At 67.8% G+C, this 15,455-nt stretch carries 16 protein-coding genes; 7 read left to right on the top strand and 9 right to left on the bottom strand.

The window, feature by feature from the left end; translation table 11 throughout:
* Positions 1 to 17: 17 nt before the first annotated feature.
* Together D9V32_RS09545 and gabT are read right to left on the bottom strand one after the other, a co-directional pair.
* The gene (locus tag D9V32_RS09545) at positions 18 to 1,478 is read right to left on the bottom strand and encodes an NAD-dependent succinate-semialdehyde dehydrogenase (RefSeq protein WP_121648676.1); all 1,461 of its coding nucleotides are present in this window, start codon (positions 1,476 to 1,478) and stop codon (positions 18 to 20) included.
* A 15-nt stretch (positions 1,479 to 1,493) separates the two neighbouring features.
* Positions 1,494 to 2,837 (bottom strand): 4-aminobutyrate--2-oxoglutarate transaminase, encoded by a 1,344-nt coding sequence (gene gabT, locus D9V32_RS09540; protein WP_121648675.1) that lies wholly within the window; start codon positions 2,835 to 2,837, stop codon positions 1,494 to 1,496.
* A 188-nt stretch (positions 2,838 to 3,025) separates the two neighbouring features.
* Here gabT and D9V32_RS09535 point away from each other — a divergent pair, with 188 nt between their 5' ends.
* The 3 genes from D9V32_RS09535 to D9V32_RS09525 all read left to right on the top strand — a co-directional run bounded on the left by D9V32_RS09535 (position 3,026) and on the right by D9V32_RS09525 (position 6,192).
* The gene (locus D9V32_RS09535) at positions 3,026 to 4,576 is read left to right on the top strand and encodes a PucR family transcriptional regulator (protein WP_121648674.1); all 1,551 of its coding nucleotides are present in this window, start codon (positions 3,026 to 3,028) and stop codon (positions 4,574 to 4,576) included.
* A 78-nt stretch (positions 4,577 to 4,654) separates the two neighbouring features.
* Positions 4,655 to 5,041 (top strand): PadR family transcriptional regulator, encoded by a 387-nt coding sequence (locus tag D9V32_RS09530; RefSeq protein ID WP_121648673.1) that lies wholly within the window; start codon positions 4,655 to 4,657, stop codon positions 5,039 to 5,041.
* Positions 5,038 to 6,192, top strand: a complete 1,155-nt coding sequence (locus D9V32_RS09525; RefSeq protein WP_121648672.1) for a hypothetical protein — start codon at positions 5,038 to 5,040, stop codon at positions 6,190 to 6,192. The genes D9V32_RS09530 and D9V32_RS09525 overlap by 4 nt, the downstream gene beginning before the upstream one ends.
* Here D9V32_RS09525 and D9V32_RS09520 read toward each other — a convergent pair.
* Entirely contained in the window at positions 6,189 to 6,809 is a 621-nt protein-coding gene (locus tag D9V32_RS09520) for a hypothetical protein (RefSeq protein ID WP_121648671.1), read from the bottom strand. The two genes, D9V32_RS09525 and D9V32_RS09520, sit on opposite strands and share 4 nt — an antisense overlap.
* A gap of 237 nt (positions 6,810 to 7,046) precedes the next feature.
* Here D9V32_RS09520 and D9V32_RS09515 point away from each other — a divergent pair, with 237 nt between their 5' ends.
* The gene (locus D9V32_RS09515; RefSeq protein ID WP_121648670.1) at positions 7,047 to 7,652 is read left to right on the top strand and encodes a hypothetical protein; all 606 of its coding nucleotides are present in this window, start codon (positions 7,047 to 7,049) and stop codon (positions 7,650 to 7,652) included.
* Positions 7,653 to 7,709: 57 nt separating this feature from the next.
* Here D9V32_RS09515 and D9V32_RS09510 read toward each other — a convergent pair whose 3' ends face one another.
* Positions 7,710 to 8,078, bottom strand: coding sequence for a VOC family protein (locus tag D9V32_RS09510; protein ID WP_121648669.1), 369 nt, complete (start codon positions 8,076 to 8,078; stop codon positions 7,710 to 7,712).
* A gap of 63 nt (positions 8,079 to 8,141) precedes the next feature.
* Here D9V32_RS09510 and D9V32_RS09505 point away from each other — a divergent pair, with 63 nt between their 5' ends.
* Positions 8,142 to 8,588, top strand: coding sequence for a MarR family winged helix-turn-helix transcriptional regulator (locus D9V32_RS09505; RefSeq protein ID WP_121648668.1), 447 nt, complete (start codon positions 8,142 to 8,144; stop codon positions 8,586 to 8,588).
* Between the two features lie 61 nt (positions 8,589 to 8,649).
* A complete protein-coding gene (locus D9V32_RS09500) occupies positions 8,650 to 8,841 on the top strand; it encodes a hypothetical protein (RefSeq protein WP_121648667.1) in 192 nt (63 codons plus the stop codon).
* Positions 8,842 to 8,870: 29 nt separating this feature from the next.
* Here the strand turns inward: D9V32_RS09500 and D9V32_RS09495 are convergent, their stop codons facing one another.
* The 4 genes from D9V32_RS09495 to D9V32_RS09480 are packed head-to-tail and all read right to left on the bottom strand — an operon-like array spanning position 8,871 to position 13,118.
* Positions 8,871 to 9,875 (bottom strand): alpha/beta hydrolase, encoded by a 1,005-nt coding sequence (locus D9V32_RS09495; RefSeq protein ID WP_121648666.1) that lies wholly within the window; start codon positions 9,873 to 9,875, stop codon positions 8,871 to 8,873.
* 40 nt (positions 9,876 to 9,915) lie between these two features.
* Positions 9,916 to 11,280, bottom strand: coding sequence for an FAD-dependent oxidoreductase (locus D9V32_RS09490; protein ID WP_121648665.1), 1,365 nt, complete (start codon positions 11,278 to 11,280; stop codon positions 9,916 to 9,918).
* Between the two features lie 55 nt (positions 11,281 to 11,335).
* Positions 11,336 to 12,403 carry a polyprenyl synthetase family protein gene (locus tag D9V32_RS09485; RefSeq protein WP_121648664.1) on the bottom strand — a complete coding sequence of 356 codons (1,068 nt, stop codon included), beginning with the start codon at positions 12,401 to 12,403 and terminating at the stop codon, positions 11,336 to 11,338.
* A 10-nt stretch (positions 12,404 to 12,413) separates the two neighbouring features.
* Complete coding sequence (locus tag D9V32_RS09480) at positions 12,414 to 13,118, bottom strand: demethylmenaquinone methyltransferase (protein WP_121648663.1); 705 nt, start codon at positions 13,116 to 13,118, stop codon at positions 12,414 to 12,416.
* A 119-nt stretch (positions 13,119 to 13,237) separates the two neighbouring features.
* Here D9V32_RS09480 and D9V32_RS09475 point away from each other — a divergent pair, with 119 nt between their 5' ends.
* Positions 13,238 to 14,479 carry an isochorismate synthase gene (locus D9V32_RS09475; protein ID WP_121648662.1) on the top strand — a complete coding sequence of 414 codons (1,242 nt, stop codon included), beginning with the start codon at positions 13,238 to 13,240 and terminating at the stop codon, positions 14,477 to 14,479.
* An 82-nt stretch (positions 14,480 to 14,561) separates the two neighbouring features.
* Here the strand turns inward: D9V32_RS09475 and D9V32_RS09470 are convergent, their stop codons facing one another.
* Positions 14,562 to 15,425 carry a polyphosphate kinase 2 family protein gene (locus D9V32_RS09470; protein ID WP_121648661.1) on the bottom strand — a complete coding sequence of 288 codons (864 nt, stop codon included), beginning with the start codon at positions 15,423 to 15,425 and terminating at the stop codon, positions 14,562 to 14,564.
* Positions 15,426 to 15,455 lie beyond the last annotated feature (30 nt).

Below are 15,455 nucleotides of genomic sequence, written 5' to 3'. Positions count from 1 at the left end.
TCTTCTCCCGTTTCGCTCTAGCCCAGCGGGGCCATCGTGTACTTCGTGGACAGATACTCGTGGATACCCTCGGAACCGCCCTCGCGGCCGATTCCGGACTGCTTGACCCCACCAAACGGTGCGGCGGCGTTGGAGAGTACCCCGACGTTGAGGCCCATCATGCCGGTCTCCAGCGCACCGATCAACCGTTGTGCACGGCCCTGGTCGGTGGTAAAGACGTAGCTCACCAGGCCGTACTCGGTGTCGTTGGCCGCGGCGATGGCCTCGGCCTCGGTGGTGAAGGTCGAGATGGCGAGGACCGGCCCGAAGATCTCCTCGCGCAGGATGTCTGATCCGGGCACCACACCGCTCAGCACGGCCGGGGCGAAGTATGAGCCCTCACCGTCGATGGCGGTGCCACCGGTGTGCAGGGTGGCACCGCGGGTGACCGCGTCCTCCACCAGGGCGACGCACTTGGCGACCGCGCGGTCATCGATCAGCGGGCCGATCTGCACGCCCTCCTCGGTGCCGCGACCGATCTTCATCGCGTTGACGCGCTCGGTCACGCGGGTGGTGAACTCCGCGGCGATCGACTCGTGCACGATGAAGCGGTTGGCGGCGGTGCAGGCCTGGCCGATGTTGCGGAACTTGGCGGCGAGGGCACCCTCGATCGCGGCGTCGAGGTCGGCGTCCTCGAAGATGACGAACGGGGCGTTGCCGCCGAGCTCCATCGAGGTGCGCAGCACGTTGTCGGCGCTCTGACGCAGCAGCGCCTGGCCCACACCGGTCGATCCGGTGAAGGAGAGCTTGCGCAGGCGGGAGTCGGCGATGATGGGGGCCGAGAGCTCCTGCGAGCGCGAGGTGGTCACGACGTTGACCACACCGGCGGGCAGGCCCGCATCCGCGAGCAGCTGCGCAAACGCGAGGCTGGTGAGCGGGGTCAGCGCGGCGGGCTTCAGCACCACGGTGCAGCCGGCGGCGAGCGCCGGAGCGATTTTGCGGGTGGCCATGGCCAGCGGGAAGTTCCACGGGGTGATCAGGAAGCTGGGGCCCACGGGCTGCTGCGAGACGATCATGGTGCCGGTGCCCTCGGGGTTGGTGCCGTAGCGACCGGTGAGGCGCGCGGCCTCCTCGCTGAACCAGCGCAGGAACTCGCCCCCGTAGGTGACCTCTCCGTTGGCCTCGGCCAGGGGCTTGCCCATCTCCAGGGTCATCAGCAGCGCGAACTCCGCGCGGCGCTCCTGCAGGAGGTCAAAAGCGCGGCGCAGGATCTCGCCGCGGGCGCGGGCCGGGGTCGCGGCCCAGTCGGCCTGGGCGGCCACGGCGGCGTCGAGGGCCGCGGCACCGTCCTCCACGGTGGCGTCGGCAATCTCGACGAGGGTTTTACCGGTGGCGGGATCGAGCACGTCGAGGGTGGATCCATCGGATGCCTCGCGCCATTCGCCTCCGATGAAGAGCCCGGTGGGGATCTTCGCCAGCAGTTCTGCTTCGGTAGTCATCGGTCTGATTCCTTTCTAGGCGTGTGCGAGTGCGTCGAGAACGATGCTCAGGCCCTCGGCCAGCAGCTCCTCGGAGATGGTCAGCGGCGGGAGGAAGCGGATCACGTTGCCGTAGGTCCCGCAGGTCAGCACGATCACGCCCTGGTTGTGGGCGGCCTTAGCGATCGCGCCGGTGAGGGCCGCGTCCGGCTCGCCGGTCTCGGGGTTCACGAACTCGATCGCGATCATCGCGCCGCGGCCACGCACGTCGCCGATGCGGGCGTCGGTGGTCTGGGCGGCGAGGAAGGCGGAGGTGATCTGCTTCTCGATGCGCTGGGCGGCCTCGATCAGGCCGTCCTGCTCGAAGGCGTCGATGCTGGCGAGGGCCGCGGCACAGGCCAGCGGGTTTCCGCCGTAGGTGCCGCCGAGGCCACCAGTCTGCGGGGCGTCCATGATCTCGGCGCGGCCGGTCACGGCCGACAGCGGCAGACCGCCGGCGATGCCCTTGGCGGTCACGATGAGGTCGGGCTCGATGCCAAACAGCTCCGAGGCGAACATCGCGCCGGTGCGGGCGAAGCCGGTCTGGACCTCATCGGCGATGAAGACCACGCCATTCTCCGTGGCCCAGGCGGACAGCGCGGGGAGGAAGCCCTCGGCGGGAACGATGAAGCCGCCCTCGCCCTGGATGGGCTCGATGATGATCGCGGCCAGGTTCTCGGCCCCGACCTGCTTCTCGATCTGCGAGATCGCGATCTTCGCGGCCTCGGCACCGGTGCGGTTGCCATCGCGGAAGGGGTAGCTCAGCGGGGCGCGGTAGATGTCCGAGGCGAAGGGGCCAAAGCCGGACTTATAGGGCTGGTTCTTGGCGGTCAGCGCCAGGGTCAGGTTGGTGCGGCCGTGGTACGCGTGGTCAAACGCCACCACGGCGGTCTTGCCGGTGTAGGAGCGGGCGATCTTGACCGCGTTCTCCACGGCCTCCGAACCCGAGTTGAACAGCGCCGAGCGCTTGTCGAAGTCTCCGGGGGTGAGCCGGTTGAGCTTCTCGGCCACCTCGACGTAGCCGTCGTAGGGGGTGATCATGAAGCAGGTGTGGGTGAAGGCCTCGAGCTGAGCGGAAACGGCCGCGACCACGCGCGGGTTGGCGTTGCCCACACCGGTGACGGCGATGCCGGAGCCCAGGTCGATCAGGGTGTTGCCGTCTACGTCGCGGATCACGCCGCCGAAGGCTGCCTCGGCGAAGACCGGCATCGTGGTGCCGATGGCGTTCGAGACCGCGGCCCGCTTGCGCGCCATCAGTTCCTGCGAGCGCGGACCGGGAATAGAGGTGACCAGGTTTCGGGCCTGGGTCAGGTTGGCTCCGCGTGCGGGGGTCTCGGACATTGAACACTCCTTGGTACTTGTGGCGTTTAAGGGGATGCGCAACGGTCGGGCGTGTGACCGCCCGGAATGGTCCCTCTGCGCACCATCTGTCCTCAGACTAGGCACGCGCGCCCGGAAATCCCCTCGACAATCTGTCAAACCTCCGGTGAATTCTTCGACACTCTGGCAGAGGGGTCTAGGGTGGTGTCATGTCACTGACCGTGGATCGCCTGCTCGCCCATCCCGCGCTCGGCCTGCGCCGGATCGTCGATAATCCGTCGGCCCGCGACATTGCGATCGAGTGGGTGTCGAGCTCCGACCTTGCCGACCCCACGCCCTTCCTCGCGCGCGATCAGGTGCTGCTCACCACCGGCAGCCAGTTCCTCGCCGAGGAGGGTGCCGACGCCCGCCGCCCGGGGATCAACGGCACCCGCACCGGCCCCGCGCTCAGCACCGACTACGCGAGCTACGTGCACCGCCTGGCCGATGCCGGGGTTGCGGCGCTCGGCTACGGCACCGATGTGGTGCATCCGGGGCTCCCCGACGCGCTCGTCTCCGCCTGCGAGGCCGAGGGGCTGCTGCTGTTTGAGGTGCCCTATCGCACCGCGTTTATCGCCGTGATCCGCACCGCGGCGGATGCGCTCGCCGCCGCCGCCGGAGAGCGTCAGGCGTGGGCGATGAACGCGCAGCGTGCGATCTCGTTTGCCGCGCTGCGCCCCAATCCGCAGCGCGAAATCTTTGTGGAGCTCGCCCGGCTGCTGCACCGACCGGTGCTGCTGTACAGCGCGCCCGGCCCCAGCCTCGCCCGGTTTGGGCCGCCGATTGACCCGCCCGCCGAGGTCGGGGCGGAGGCCGCCGCACTCCTCGACCGCGGGCAGCGCGCGGCCGCAACACTGGAAACGCCCGCGGGCACGGTGAGCCTGCAGACCGTGGGCCGGCGTGAAGACCTGCGCGCGGTGCTCGCGATCGTGGGGCCGGCTCCCGATCCCGCCGAGCAGAGTGTCATCACCAACGTGGTGGCCCTCACCGGGCTCGCGCTGGAGCAGGGTCGAGGGCTGCGCCGCGGAAGGCGCGCCCTACGCTCGGGTGCGCTGGAGGCCCTGCTGGATGCCCGCCCCTCACTCACCCGGCTCGTGCTGCAACACATCCATGAGGCGCTGCCGCCGGAGCCGGTGCGCGTGGCCATCTGGCATCCGGGGCACGGTGCGGGAAATCCGCTGCTGCGTGAGCTCGATGAGCGGGCGCAAACCACCCCGGGCTGGTGCTTTTTCGCGACCCGCGGGCGCGAGATCATCGTGATTCTTCCCGCGGATGACGCGGCCGAGCGCCTCGCCGAGCTGGGTACAGCGCGCGGGCTCTCCGGCGGGCTCTCCGAGCCCCTCGGGTATCCGGCGCTGGAGCAGGGCATCGATCAGGCCCGCCGGGCTCTCGCCGCCGACCCGCACTCCCCCGGCCTCACCACGTTTTCCGCGGTGGGTGGGCGCGGCATCGCCGAGCTCCTGTGCACCGACGTGGTGCGCGATCGCGCCCGCGAACTCCTCGCGCCGCTGGAGGCCCACGATGCCTCCCACGGCACCGAGCTCATTCCGGCGCTGCGCAGCTGGCTCGAACACAACGGCCAGTGGGATCCCGCCGCCCGCGAACTCGGCATCCACCGCCACACCCTGCGCGCCCGCATCACCCTGATCGAACGCCTCGCCGACTCCCCGCTGGACTCCATGGAGGCCCGAACAAACTTCTGGCTGGCGCTGCGAGCGTAGCGCGCCGAGGCCATCGGCGGCGTGGGGATTCTGCACGATGCATTGCTATCTCTATATATGTAGTGATAGCGTTTCGCCATGCTCCCGCTCTCGCGCATCACCCCGGCAACGGTGGACGTCCTCGATGCCCTCCTGAACGAATCGGACTCCGTCTGGGGTCTCCTCATCGTCAAGCAGACCGGACGCCCCGCCGGCAGCGTCTATCCGATCCTCGAACGCCTGGAGGGTGCCGGATGGGTCACCTCCGGCTGGGAGGAAGACGATGCTCGTGCCGGAGCGCGGCGACGCCTCTACACGCTGACGCCGGAGGGGGCCGCGGCCGCACGCACCACCGTGGCGGACGCGCGGGCGAAGGCCGCGGCAAAGAGTGCTCGGGTGGCGCGCACGGCAGCGCGAGCCGGTTCGACGGGCTCGGTAGGTTCTGCCGGTATTACCGGCCTCTCCGGCGCGGAGGCTACCGCGTGAGCATCGATGCCGCCCTGCGCCTCATTGCCCGCACCCTGCCCGCCCCCGCGCGTGCGCGCTATCTCGAGGAGTGGCGTGCGGATGCCGCGGCGGCATCCGTCGCGGGAATCCGGGAGGGTACGGTGGTGCGTGGCGCGCTGAGCCTCGCACTCACCCTCGACCGCGACTCCCCGCTGCACACCCTCGAACCGCGCGGCACGGTGCCGAGACGCCTGGCCCGACGAGGGATCGCCCGCTTCTCGGCGGCCGCGATCCTCCTCCTCGGCACCCTCGCCAGCAGCGGCGCCCCGGGCGGAGCGGGAGACTCCCCGGTGGCGGTAACCGCGGTCGCCATCGCGTTCTTCCTGATGGTTCTCGTCGGTGCGCTCTCCGCGGTGAGCGGCGCGCTCCTCCTGAGCGGCGCCGCCTGGGTCTCGCGCACTCCCCTCGCGCGGATCACCCTCGCGGCGGCCGTCATCGGCCCGGTTTGTGTGGCGCTCGCGCTGCTGCACGGTAATGCGCATCCCGGCGTGCTGTGGGCGGGTGTTTTGCTGACCGGTTTCGGCCTGATCTCGGGGCTGTGTATCGCGCTCAGTTCGGTGCCCCTGCGCCGGGAGGAGCGCGAGACTCCGCGGGCCCCGCGAATCCTGATCTCTACCCTCGGGCTGGTCGCAATGCTCGCGGTACTGGCACTGGGGGCGACGGATATCCTGCTGTGGGGTCCGCAGGCCGCGAGCCCGGCCATGGATATCGGGACAATCTACGCCCGAATGGTCACCGACGATGGCTTCAACCCGGCACTCACGTTTGTGGCGGTGTGGATCTGGGCCGCGTTCTGGGGCGCGCTCGCGATCGCACTCCTCGTTTTCGGCGCGCTGCCGGGCCCCTCCTGGCTGGATGCTCGACGCACCACCACCCTCACCCTGCTGCTCATCAGCGGTGCCCTGTTGTTCTGGAACCTTGCCGGTTTCGGGATCGGGATGTCCCTCGGGGACACCTTCGAGACCTTCGGCGGGCAGGTCTCGTTCGCGTCCTCAGTGTTACACCTGGTGGGCGTGCTCGCGCTGGCGGCCGCCGCACTCCTTCTGGGGCGGGCGAGCGGCGTGGGTTCGGGCCACGCCCCGCGGCGGGCTCCCGCCGTGTACGGAGGCGCGCGCGCCGTCGCAGGCTAGTGCTGCGAGTCGAGGTCCTGCATATCGATATTGGTGAGCTGACCCGAGGCGTTGTCGAACGTCATCTCGAAGGGGATGACCTCGGTCCAGTCGGTGTTGGTGGATGTCATATGGCGGTTGATCGTGAGGTCGACCGTGACGGTGGTCCGCTCGGTGCCGTAGGCATCGACGCGAATGTCGTCACCCTGGGTCACCGTCACCGCATCGACGTTTCCATCCCAGCCGGCACCTTTGCGCACCGCGGCGGCGTCTTCCTTGAGCTTCTCGGTGATCGCAATGAGATGGTAGCGGCCGTCCGTGGTGGCGTTGAGGGCCGCACTGTTGAGCTGGTCCGCGAGTTCCGGTGTCTGGTCCACCCAGATGGTGTTCAGGGTCGCCTGCAGCGATGAGGTCAGTTCGCCGACCAGCGCGGGAGCCTGCCTGGTGACCTCGGGCGAAGCGATGGTTTCTTCTTCCCCGCCCTTGGGCCAGGCCAGCCACGCCACGGCACCCACCACGACGATCAGGGCGAAGGCGGCGACGATGCGCACGATCCAGCGCGAACGCCGAGCCTTCAGATCCCCGGTGTCCAGCGAGAGTCGCCTATTCCCCGCGAACGGCGAAACCGGATTACTCATTTCAGTGCCCCCACAACCGCGTCATTACATAACGCTCGTAAACCACCCAGCATAGGGGGTCCGGAAGCATTGATCAGACCACGGCTCACCGCCGGAGTAGACTCCTCGGCCCAGCACTGAGCGCGCAGTGACGCGTCTTTCTTGGCCGCTCTCCGGAGGCCACCGCCCCCAGAGAACCGCGGAAGGCCCCCGCTCTGGGGCGTGTGCAGCGCACGCCCGCGTCCCTAGGATGGGGGTATGAAGGACGCTCTGGAATACACAACCACCGAACGCCCCGAGTATGGTGCAACGATGCAGATGGGGATGATCCGGAGCACCGAGCGTGCCCCGATGACCCGCTCGCTCCTCCTGGCACCCGCGATCCTTGGTGTCGTGGTGCTCATTGCCTCACTGACCTGGTACTTCATGTTCCAGGCGGCGACCCAGCCGAAGGCGCAGAGCATCGAACTCTCACCGGCGAGTGTTTCCGAGGCACACCTCATCGACGACGACGTGAGCATGGAGTCCCCCGAGGGCCAGTACATCTTCCGCGTACGTCCGCAGGACACTCCGGGCTCTGGGCAGTTCGACATCGTTGCGAGCACCTGGAACCAGTACGCCGGCTACAGCGCCGACCACCTGCGCAGCGCGTTCATCGCCGCCGACGGCACGGTGATCCGGAACACCAAGATTGCCGCATACTCCGGCCCCGATTTTGAGCGTAACTCCAGCGGGGTTGTCTACAGCGCGGTGCCCTACACCGTGACCGTTCCCACCGGCGGCAAGGCCCTCGGCACCGGCCACCTCGCCTTCTGGCTGGATCAGGCAGCCGACGACGTCGTGTACGTCGCGGTCAACGAGTAGAGCCGAGCGCCCGGAGGCCATACTGGCCGCCGGGCATTCGCATGTCAGCCGGGTTATCTAGACCCGATCGTGCAGGGTGATGTGGTACCCGTCGGGATCTGCCAGTGTGAACGTACGCCCAAACGGACCATCAATGGGTGCGGCAACAATCGGGCGACCGGCCGCCACGAGAGCGTCGTGAATCTCCTGAACGTCGGTGGCGTGCAGCCACACCGCGGCTCCGACGCCCGGACGCTCGCCAGACGAAATATCGGTGCCCGGCACGATGTCGCGCAGCGCGAAGGCGATGGGGGCGGTCTGGAACACCACCGCATGCGGGGGCCCGGCGGGCGAGCGCACGAGACCGAGGTAACGCTCATAGAACGCCTGCGAGGCGTCGAGATCGCTCACCTGCAGCGAGATGAAGTCGGGTCCGGTAACGGGCATGGTGAAGCTCCTTCGTTTTATGTCAGTTAGCTGACATAAAACAATCTATGTCATACTACTGACATGAGTCAAGACGAAGCCGGCGTCGATCTGAACACGTCTCTGGGGTACCTCCTCAAGGAGGCCTCGGTCGCGCTGCGCTCGGCGATGGAGGAGGTCTTGCGTCCGCTCGGCATGACCATCACCCACTACTCCTGCCTCGAACTCCTCGCCCAGCGGCCCGGTCTCTCCAACTCCGAGCTGGCGCGCGGCACATTTGTAACCCGACAGTCGATGAACGTGCTACTCCAGTCACTCGAGCGCGACGGCTTTGTGACCCGGCCCGCCGAGGCTCCCGTCGGGAAGGTACTGCCCACCCAACTCACCGCGAGCGGTCGGCGCAGCCTGGAAAAGGCAACGGTGGCCGTGCGCTCGGTCGAGGAACGCATGCTCTCCGGGATGAGCGATGCCGAGCGAGCAGTAGCCTTCGTCGCCCTCAGCAGCATGATCCACTCATTGAAGGATCGCTAGCGCTCGCCGCGCCCCCGAACCGGGGACATTTTACCGAGGGCGATGTCCCTAGGCTGAGGGTATGAGCCAGAACTCCGATGTGTCACCCGAAATTGAAAACGAGCCGCCGCTGTCCGGTGGCGAGATGGGCATGCTGGGGACCGGTGAGCGCTCCCCTACAAACCGCACGTTTGTGATCTTCCCGGCAGTCGTGGGCATCATCGTCGTTACCACCGCGATCATCTGGACCGTGGTCGCCACCAACGCCGGATAGTCGCTGGGGAAGCCCGGGTGCGGGGCGGGCTAGAACCCGCGCAGCCAGGCGTCCATCTGGGCGTAGGCGTGATCGCGCACGCTGCGTTCGGATAGAAACACGTCGTGTAGCGCTCCGGCCACGCGTGAGACGGTGACCGTGGGGCCGAGCTTCAGCGCACGCTGAGCGATATCCGACACCACGAGCACGCTGTCGCTGTGCTTCATCCGCTCGTTCCAGCCGGCCGTGACCGTGGAGGAGTCCGACAGCAGGGTGAGCACCGGCACATCGATCGAGAGCCCGCGCGCCACCTGGGTGTGCCCCGCGAGGATGGTGCGCAGCCACCCCACCGTGACCGGGAAGCCGCGCTCGGGCCGCCAGCGGTCGTCGAAGGCCCACTCACCCTCAAATGCCGCGCTGGTTGCCCGGCTGTAGTATCCGAAGTCCACACCCGGCAGGGTCGCTCGCGGGTCGTAGCGAGCGCCGAGACTCAGCAGCGGTTCGAGTGTGCCGCGGCCCAGCTCGCCGGCCTGAAATTCCAGCCACGGGGAGTTCAGGATGAGGGCGTCGAGGCGGCCCGGATGCCGGTGCGCCCACAGGCTCGCGGTCAATCCGCCGGTGGAGTGTGCCACGATGACCAGGCGTCGCGGGTTCTCCGTGCCCTCCCCGTGCCCCATCAGCGTGAGTGCGGCCTCGATGTCCTCGTCATAGGTGGTGAGATTGTCCACGTAGCCGGGCGCGCGATCCGGGCGCATGCTGCGGCCGTAGTCGCGCAGGTCCAGCGCGTGGAAGCGCGCGCCGCGCTCGTGCCAGAAGTCGGCCAGCTCGGTCTGGAAGAAGTAGTCCGACCAACCGTGCAGGTACAGCACATCGGTATTGCGTGCGATAGCTCGGTGCGGCCACCCGGAACCCGGGCGCGACTCGAACCGGGGCGGCCGCCGTGAATCACGCACCAGCGTCGCACACACCTCGCCGTGGGCGTCGGTGCCCAGCGGCAGGGTGTGCGCCTGAAATGGCACACCGAGCACATCGGTTTCCCAGATGTGCTCGGTCATGTCCACTCCCCCGCTCGAAATCGAGCCGTTTGGTGCTACGTTACTCGGCCGCGGGCTCATCCCGCGAGATGCGAATCATCTCGCCGCGGTGGCCCACCTTGATGCGCGCGCGCTCGTGCGGCTCGCCCAGGCTGATCTCGTGCTCGTCGAGGCGGTGCCAACCGTCGAGATCGGTGTACGCCACACCGCGCTCCTCGAGCAGCGCCGGAATCGCCGACTCCTCGGGAGCCTCCGGGATCCACCAGGTCTCGCGATCCGCCAGAACGTTCTCCACGGTCTCCATGGCGTCCGACTTCGTGGCACCGATCAGGCCCACCGGGCCGCGCTTGATCCAGCCGGTCGCGTACACGCCGGGAACCTGAGCGCCGGTGGCGTCGTGCACCTGACCGCCGCGGTTCGGAATCACACCGCGGGTCTCGTCAAACGGAATCTCATCGAGCGGCGAACCGTAGTATCCCACCGCGCGGTACAGCGCCTGGATCGGAACCTCGCGGTACTCGCCGGTGCCCTCGACCCCGCCAAAGCCGGTGGCCTTCGTGCGCTCGTAGCGCAGACCCGAAACCTTACCGTCCTCGCCGAGGACCTCCTCGGGGTTGGCGTAGAAGTGCAGGTGCAGGCGGCGGCTCGCGCCCTCCTGCGGCTCCTTGCGCCACTTCTGCAGCACGCGGTCGATGACCATGATCTGCTTGTTCGTGGCGATGTCGTCCAGCGAGGCCTGATCGTAGTCGAAGTCCTCGTCGTAGAGCACCATGTCCACGTCGTTCAGCTCGCCCAACTCACGCAGCTCGAGCGGGGTGAACTTCACCTGGGCCGGGCCGCGGCGGCCAAACACGTGCACGTCGGTGACCGGGGAGGCCTTGAGGCCCTGGTAGACATTGTCCGGGATCTCGGTGGGCAGCAGGTCATCGGCGTGCTTTGCGAGCATGCGGGCCACATCGAGCGCCACGTTTCCGTTACCGATCACGGCGACCTCGCGGGCGTTCAGCGGCCAGGTGGTGGGCACGTCGGGGTGAGCGTCAAACCAGTTCACGAAGTCCGCGGCACCGTAGGAGCCGTCGAGGTCGATACCCGGAATGTTCAGGTGGGCGTCCTGAATGGCGCCGGTCGCGAAGATCACCGCGTTGTAGTGCTTCTTGAGGTCATCCAGGGTGATGTCGGTGCCGTAGCGGACGTTGCCAAAGATGCGAATGTCACCGCGGTCAAGCACGTCGCGCAGCGCGTTGATGATGCCCTTGATGCGGGGGTGATCCGGTGCCACACCGTAGCGAACCAGGCCGTAGGGGGCCGGCAGGTGCTCAAACAGGTCGATCGACACGTCGAAGTCTTTTTCGGCTTTGAGCAGGATGTCGGCGGCATAGATTCCGGCGGGGCCGGCTCCCACGATGGCCAGGCGCAACTTGCTCATGTGTCAATTTCTCCTTTGTTAGCGTCCTCAGACGCGGGGGTAACGAGGGGTAAAACTAGCTCGAGCGCTCAACGATGGTCTCGGCGAAGCGCACGAGAGCATCCTTGACCGGGCCCTTGGGCAGCGGGGCCAGGGCGGCCACGGCCTCCTCGGACCAGCGGTGAGCGGCCGCGAGGGTGCGGGCGGTCACCTCGTGTTCGCGCAGCGCGGCAATCGCCGCGGTAAAGTCTTCGGCGGCCGCACCGGTGAGCTCGGCCTCGCTGTCGGTCTCGATCCGGGCCACCAGGGCGGCGGCCTCCGGGTCGGTCTCGGCCAGGCGGCGCAGGTAGATCATCGGCAGGGTAGCCACGCCCGCACGCAGGTCGGTGCCGGGCACCTTTCCCGTTTCCTCGGGTGCCGGGGAGAGATCGATCACGTCGTCGATCAGCTGGAACGCGATGCCCACCTTCTCGCCGTACTCGACCACCGCGGCCTCATAGGCCGGGTCGGCGTGACTGAAAATCACGCCGGTACGGGCGGCGGCGGCGATGAGCGAACCGGTCTTGTCCGAGAGCACCTGGATGTAGTGCGCCTCAATGTCTTCATCCTCGCGCGGGCCCACGGTCTCGTGCAGCTGGCCGAGAACCAGGCGCTCAAACGTGCTCGCCTGCAGCTGGATCGCACGCTCACCGAGCTCGGCCATGATCTGGCTGGCCCGGGCAAAGAGCAGGTCACCCGTGAGGATCGCGGCGGAGTTGCCCCACACCGTGTGAGCGCTCGGCACACCGCGGCGCTTATCCGACTCGTCCATGACGTCATCGTGATACAGCGAACCCAGGTGCGTGATCTCGATGGCCTCGGCCGCGAGCACCACCTCGGGGGTCGTGCCCTCACCCAGCTGAGCGGTGAGCAGCAGGAGCATCGGTCGGATGCGCTTACCGCCGGCCTCCAGGAGGTAGCGGCTCATGCTGTTGGCCACCGAATCGGTGTACGCCAGCTGCTTTTCGAGGCCGGCCTCGATCCGGACCAGGCCGGCATCCACCTCGTGAAGCAGCTTCTTCGTCGCGGGGGACGCAAAAATACGCTCGGTCAGGCCAAGGTGCTGAGACAGACTCGTGATGCGAGTCTCGGGTCGATCGTTCACCCTACCCACCCTAGCTGGCCTTGGTACCGCGGTGCAGGGCGGTGATACCACCCGTGAGGTTGCGGTACTCAACGTTTGTCCAGCCAGCCTCGCGCATCCACTCGGCGAGCTCGGCCTGCGCCGGCCACGCCTGAATGGACTCGTTGAGGTAGTCGTAGGCATCCGGGTTGGAGCTGGCAAGACGCACCAGCACCGGCGAAACGCGGTGCAGGTAGAAGTCATAGAGGCCACGCCACAGGGTGTTCGGCGGGGTCGAGAACTCGCAGATCACGAGGCGACCGCCCGGCTTGGTCACGCGCAGCATCTCGGCGATGGCCTGCTTGGGGTTGACCACGTTGCGCAGACCGAAGGAGATCGTGGTGGCATCAAACTCGTTATCCGCGAAGGGCAGCTTGGTGGCGTCGGCCTCAACAAAGCTGATGCGGTTGATGTGGCCGTAGCGACGGCGGCCCTCGGCGAGCATGCCCGGGGAGAAGTCCGCGGCCACAACGCTCGCACCGGTGCCGGCGATCGAGGCGCTGGACGTGCCGGTACCGGCGGCCAGGTCGAGAATGCGCTCGCCCGGGACCGCGCCGATCGCGCGGGTCGTAACCACGCGCCACAGGCGATCGTTGCCGAGGCTCAGGACGGTGTTTGTGAGGTCATAGCGCGGGGCCACCTCGTCAAACATCGCCGAAACCTGAGTGGGCGCTTTAGAGAGATCGGCCTTGTGCATGGTCACTATCCTAGACACTTTCGGCCCCCGATGCCTGCGCACTCGGCGTGAAACGGCGCGGGACGGCGGCTACGGCATATCTCGGCGTGTACTCATGCAAAACCGCCTAGGCTAAGGGGGTGTCCTCTCGTGTTATCCCTCGGCTCCATGTCACCACTCGTGCACTGGCCGATCCCGGCACCCTGTTTGGGTTTGCCAGCCGCACCGATCCGCTCATCTGGATGCGCGGTGGCGCGGGAATCGTGGGCAGCGGCGAGGCCCTTCGTCTCGTCCACACGGGCGAGGACCGCATCACCGACCTTGCTGCGGATTGGCAGAGCGTCGCCGCCTCCGCGCGTGTTGATGACGATGTGCGCCTCCCCGGCACCGGCCTGATCGCATTCGGCACGATCGCGTTCTCGGCGGCGTCGGCCACCGAAAGCGTGCTGATCGTGCCCCGCCAGATCGTGGGCCGCTCCGGCGAGCACGCCTGGATTACCGAGATCAGTATTGACGGCGAAGCCTACCCCGAGGGTGCCCCCGTGCGCACCCCGCTGGGTGAGAGCGTCACCGTGCCGCTTGCCGAGGACGCGGATGCCGATCAGCGCCACCAGGCCCTCGTGCGCACCGCACTCGAGCGCATCGCACGCGGCGACGTTGCCAAGGTGGTGCTCGCGCGCACACTGACCGGCCGGTTGCCCGAGGGCGCGGATCGCCGCCGCCTGGCCGCAGACCTCGCGGCCGCCTACCCGCAGTGCTGGACCTATGCGGTAGACGGCATGATCGGCGCGAGCCCCGAAACCCTCATCAGCGTGCGTGCCGGCTCGCTCTCGCTGCGCGTGCTCGCCGGCACCGCCGCCCGCGGGCACGGTGCCGAGGCCGATCAGGCCGCCGCCGACACCCTCCTGGAATCGCGCAAGGATCGCGACGAGCACGCCTACGCCGTGCGCAGCGCCCTCGCCGCCCTTGGCCCGCACGCCGCGGGCCTCCACGGGCAGGACTCACCCTTCACCCTGCGCCTGCCGAACCTCTGGCACCTCGCCACCGACATCTCCGGCCGAATCAGCGATCGCGCGAGCGTGCTCGATCTCATTCAGGCGCTGCACCCCACCGCGGCGGTGGGCGGCACCCCGACCGCCGCCGCGATCGACCTGATCGATGAGCTCGAGCCCTTCGACCGCGGCCGCTACGCCGGCCCCACCGGCTGGGTGGACGCCCACGGCAACGGCGACTGGGCCATCGCCCTGCGCGGTGCCCAGGTCGACCCCGCGGGCGACATCACCGCGTATGCCGGCGGTGGCATCGTCGCGGGATCGGATCCGGCATCGGAGTTCCGCGAGACCGGGATCAAGTTCCGCCCAATCCGCGACGCGCTGTCCTAGCGAACGCCGCCCTAGCGAACGCCGCCCTAGCGGACGCTGTCCTAGCGGGCACTGTCCTAGCGAAGGTGTCCGAGAGCGCGGGCTAGACCTTACTGGCCTGCAGCGCGGCGCGCGCCTCCTCGACATCGTAGGTCGCGGTCGGCCACTGCGGATCGATCTCGCTCAGCACGTCCACGAGCAGGTGCTGCACGGCAACGCGGGCGTACCACTTATTGTCGGCGGGCACGACGTACCAGGGCGCGTAGTCGGTCGAGGTGCGGGTGAGCGCGATCTGGTAGGCCTCCTGATAGTCCGGCCACACCTCACGCTCGGTGATGTCGTTGGGGGTGAACTTCCAGTGCTTATCCGGGCGATCCAGGCGATCCAGCAGGCGCTTCTTCTGCACCTCGGGGCTGATCTGCAGCATGATCTTGATGATCCGGGTTCCCGAATCCACCAGCTCACGCTCAAACTCATTGATGGCCTCGTAGCGGCGCTCGATCTCCTCCGCCGGGGCCAGATTACGCACGCGCCCGATCAGCACATCCTCATAGTGCGAGCGGTCAAAAACACCGATCTTGCCGTCGGCGGGCACCTGCTTGTGGATGCGCCACAGGAAGTCGTGCGCCAGCTCCTCTGCCGTGGGCTTCTTGAATGAGGCCAGCTGCACACCCTGCGGATCGACCGCGCCCACCACGTGCCGGACGATGCCGCCCTTACCCGCGGTATCCATCGCCTGGAGGACGAGCAGAACAGAGTCGGTCGCGCCCGAGGTAGCGGCCGCGTGCAGACGCTCCTGCAGGTCGCTCAGGGTGTCGACAACCCGCGCCAGCTCGGCAACGCCGGTCTTTTTCCCACCCTTGAAGCCGGGTGTGGAGTCCGTTTCTACCGCGTCGAGGCGGAAGCCGGGACCCACCCGGAGGACGTTCTGAGGATCTTCGGACCAGGCTTCAGAGTGGAATGACATGACGTTATTGTGCACCCATGGCCGGGGTTG

Source organism: Mycetocola tolaasinivorans (genome assembly GCF_003667565.1).
Classification (GTDB): Bacteria; Actinomycetota; Actinomycetes; order Actinomycetales; family Microbacteriaceae; genus Mycetocola; species Mycetocola tolaasinivorans.
The sequence above is the reverse complement of the archived record's forward strand: the minus strand, read 5'-3'. Positions and strand labels throughout refer to the sequence as shown.

Coding starts and splice junctions, on each gene's coding strand:
- D9V32_RS09470 (WP_121648661.1), bottom strand. CDS start 15,425: ATGTCATTCCACTCTGAAGCCTGGTCCGAAGATCCTCAGAACGTCCTC.
- D9V32_RS09545 (WP_121648676.1), bottom strand. CDS start 1,478: ATGACTACCGAAGCAGAACTGCTGGCGAAGATCCCCACCGGGCTCTTC.
- gabT (WP_121648675.1), bottom strand. CDS start 2,837: ATGTCCGAGACCCCCGCACGCGGAGCCAACCTGACCCAGGCCCGAAAC.
- D9V32_RS09520 (WP_121648671.1), bottom strand. CDS start 6,809: ATGAGTAATCCGGTTTCGCCGTTCGCGGGGAATAGGCGACTCTCGCTG.
- D9V32_RS09490 (WP_121648665.1), bottom strand. CDS start 11,280: ATGAGCAAGTTGCGCCTGGCCATCGTGGGAGCCGGCCCCGCCGGAATC.
- D9V32_RS09495 (WP_121648666.1), bottom strand. CDS start 9,875: ATGACCGAGCACATCTGGGAAACCGATGTGCTCGGTGTGCCATTTCAG.
- D9V32_RS09500 (WP_121648667.1), top strand. CDS start 8,650: ATGAGCCAGAACTCCGATGTGTCACCCGAAATTGAAAACGAGCCGCCG.
- D9V32_RS09535 (WP_121648674.1), top strand. CDS start 3,026: ATGTCACTGACCGTGGATCGCCTGCTCGCCCATCCCGCGCTCGGCCTG.
- D9V32_RS09515 (WP_121648670.1), top strand. CDS start 7,047: ATGAAGGACGCTCTGGAATACACAACCACCGAACGCCCCGAGTATGGT.
- D9V32_RS09505 (WP_121648668.1), top strand. CDS start 8,142: ATGAGTCAAGACGAAGCCGGCGTCGATCTGAACACGTCTCTGGGGTAC.
- D9V32_RS09480 (WP_121648663.1), bottom strand. CDS start 13,118: ATGCACAAGGCCGATCTCTCTAAAGCGCCCACTCAGGTTTCGGCGATG.
- D9V32_RS09530 (WP_121648673.1), top strand. CDS start 4,655: ATGCTCCCGCTCTCGCGCATCACCCCGGCAACGGTGGACGTCCTCGAT.
- D9V32_RS09510 (WP_121648669.1), bottom strand. CDS start 8,078: ATGCCCGTTACCGGACCCGACTTCATCTCGCTGCAGGTGAGCGATCTC.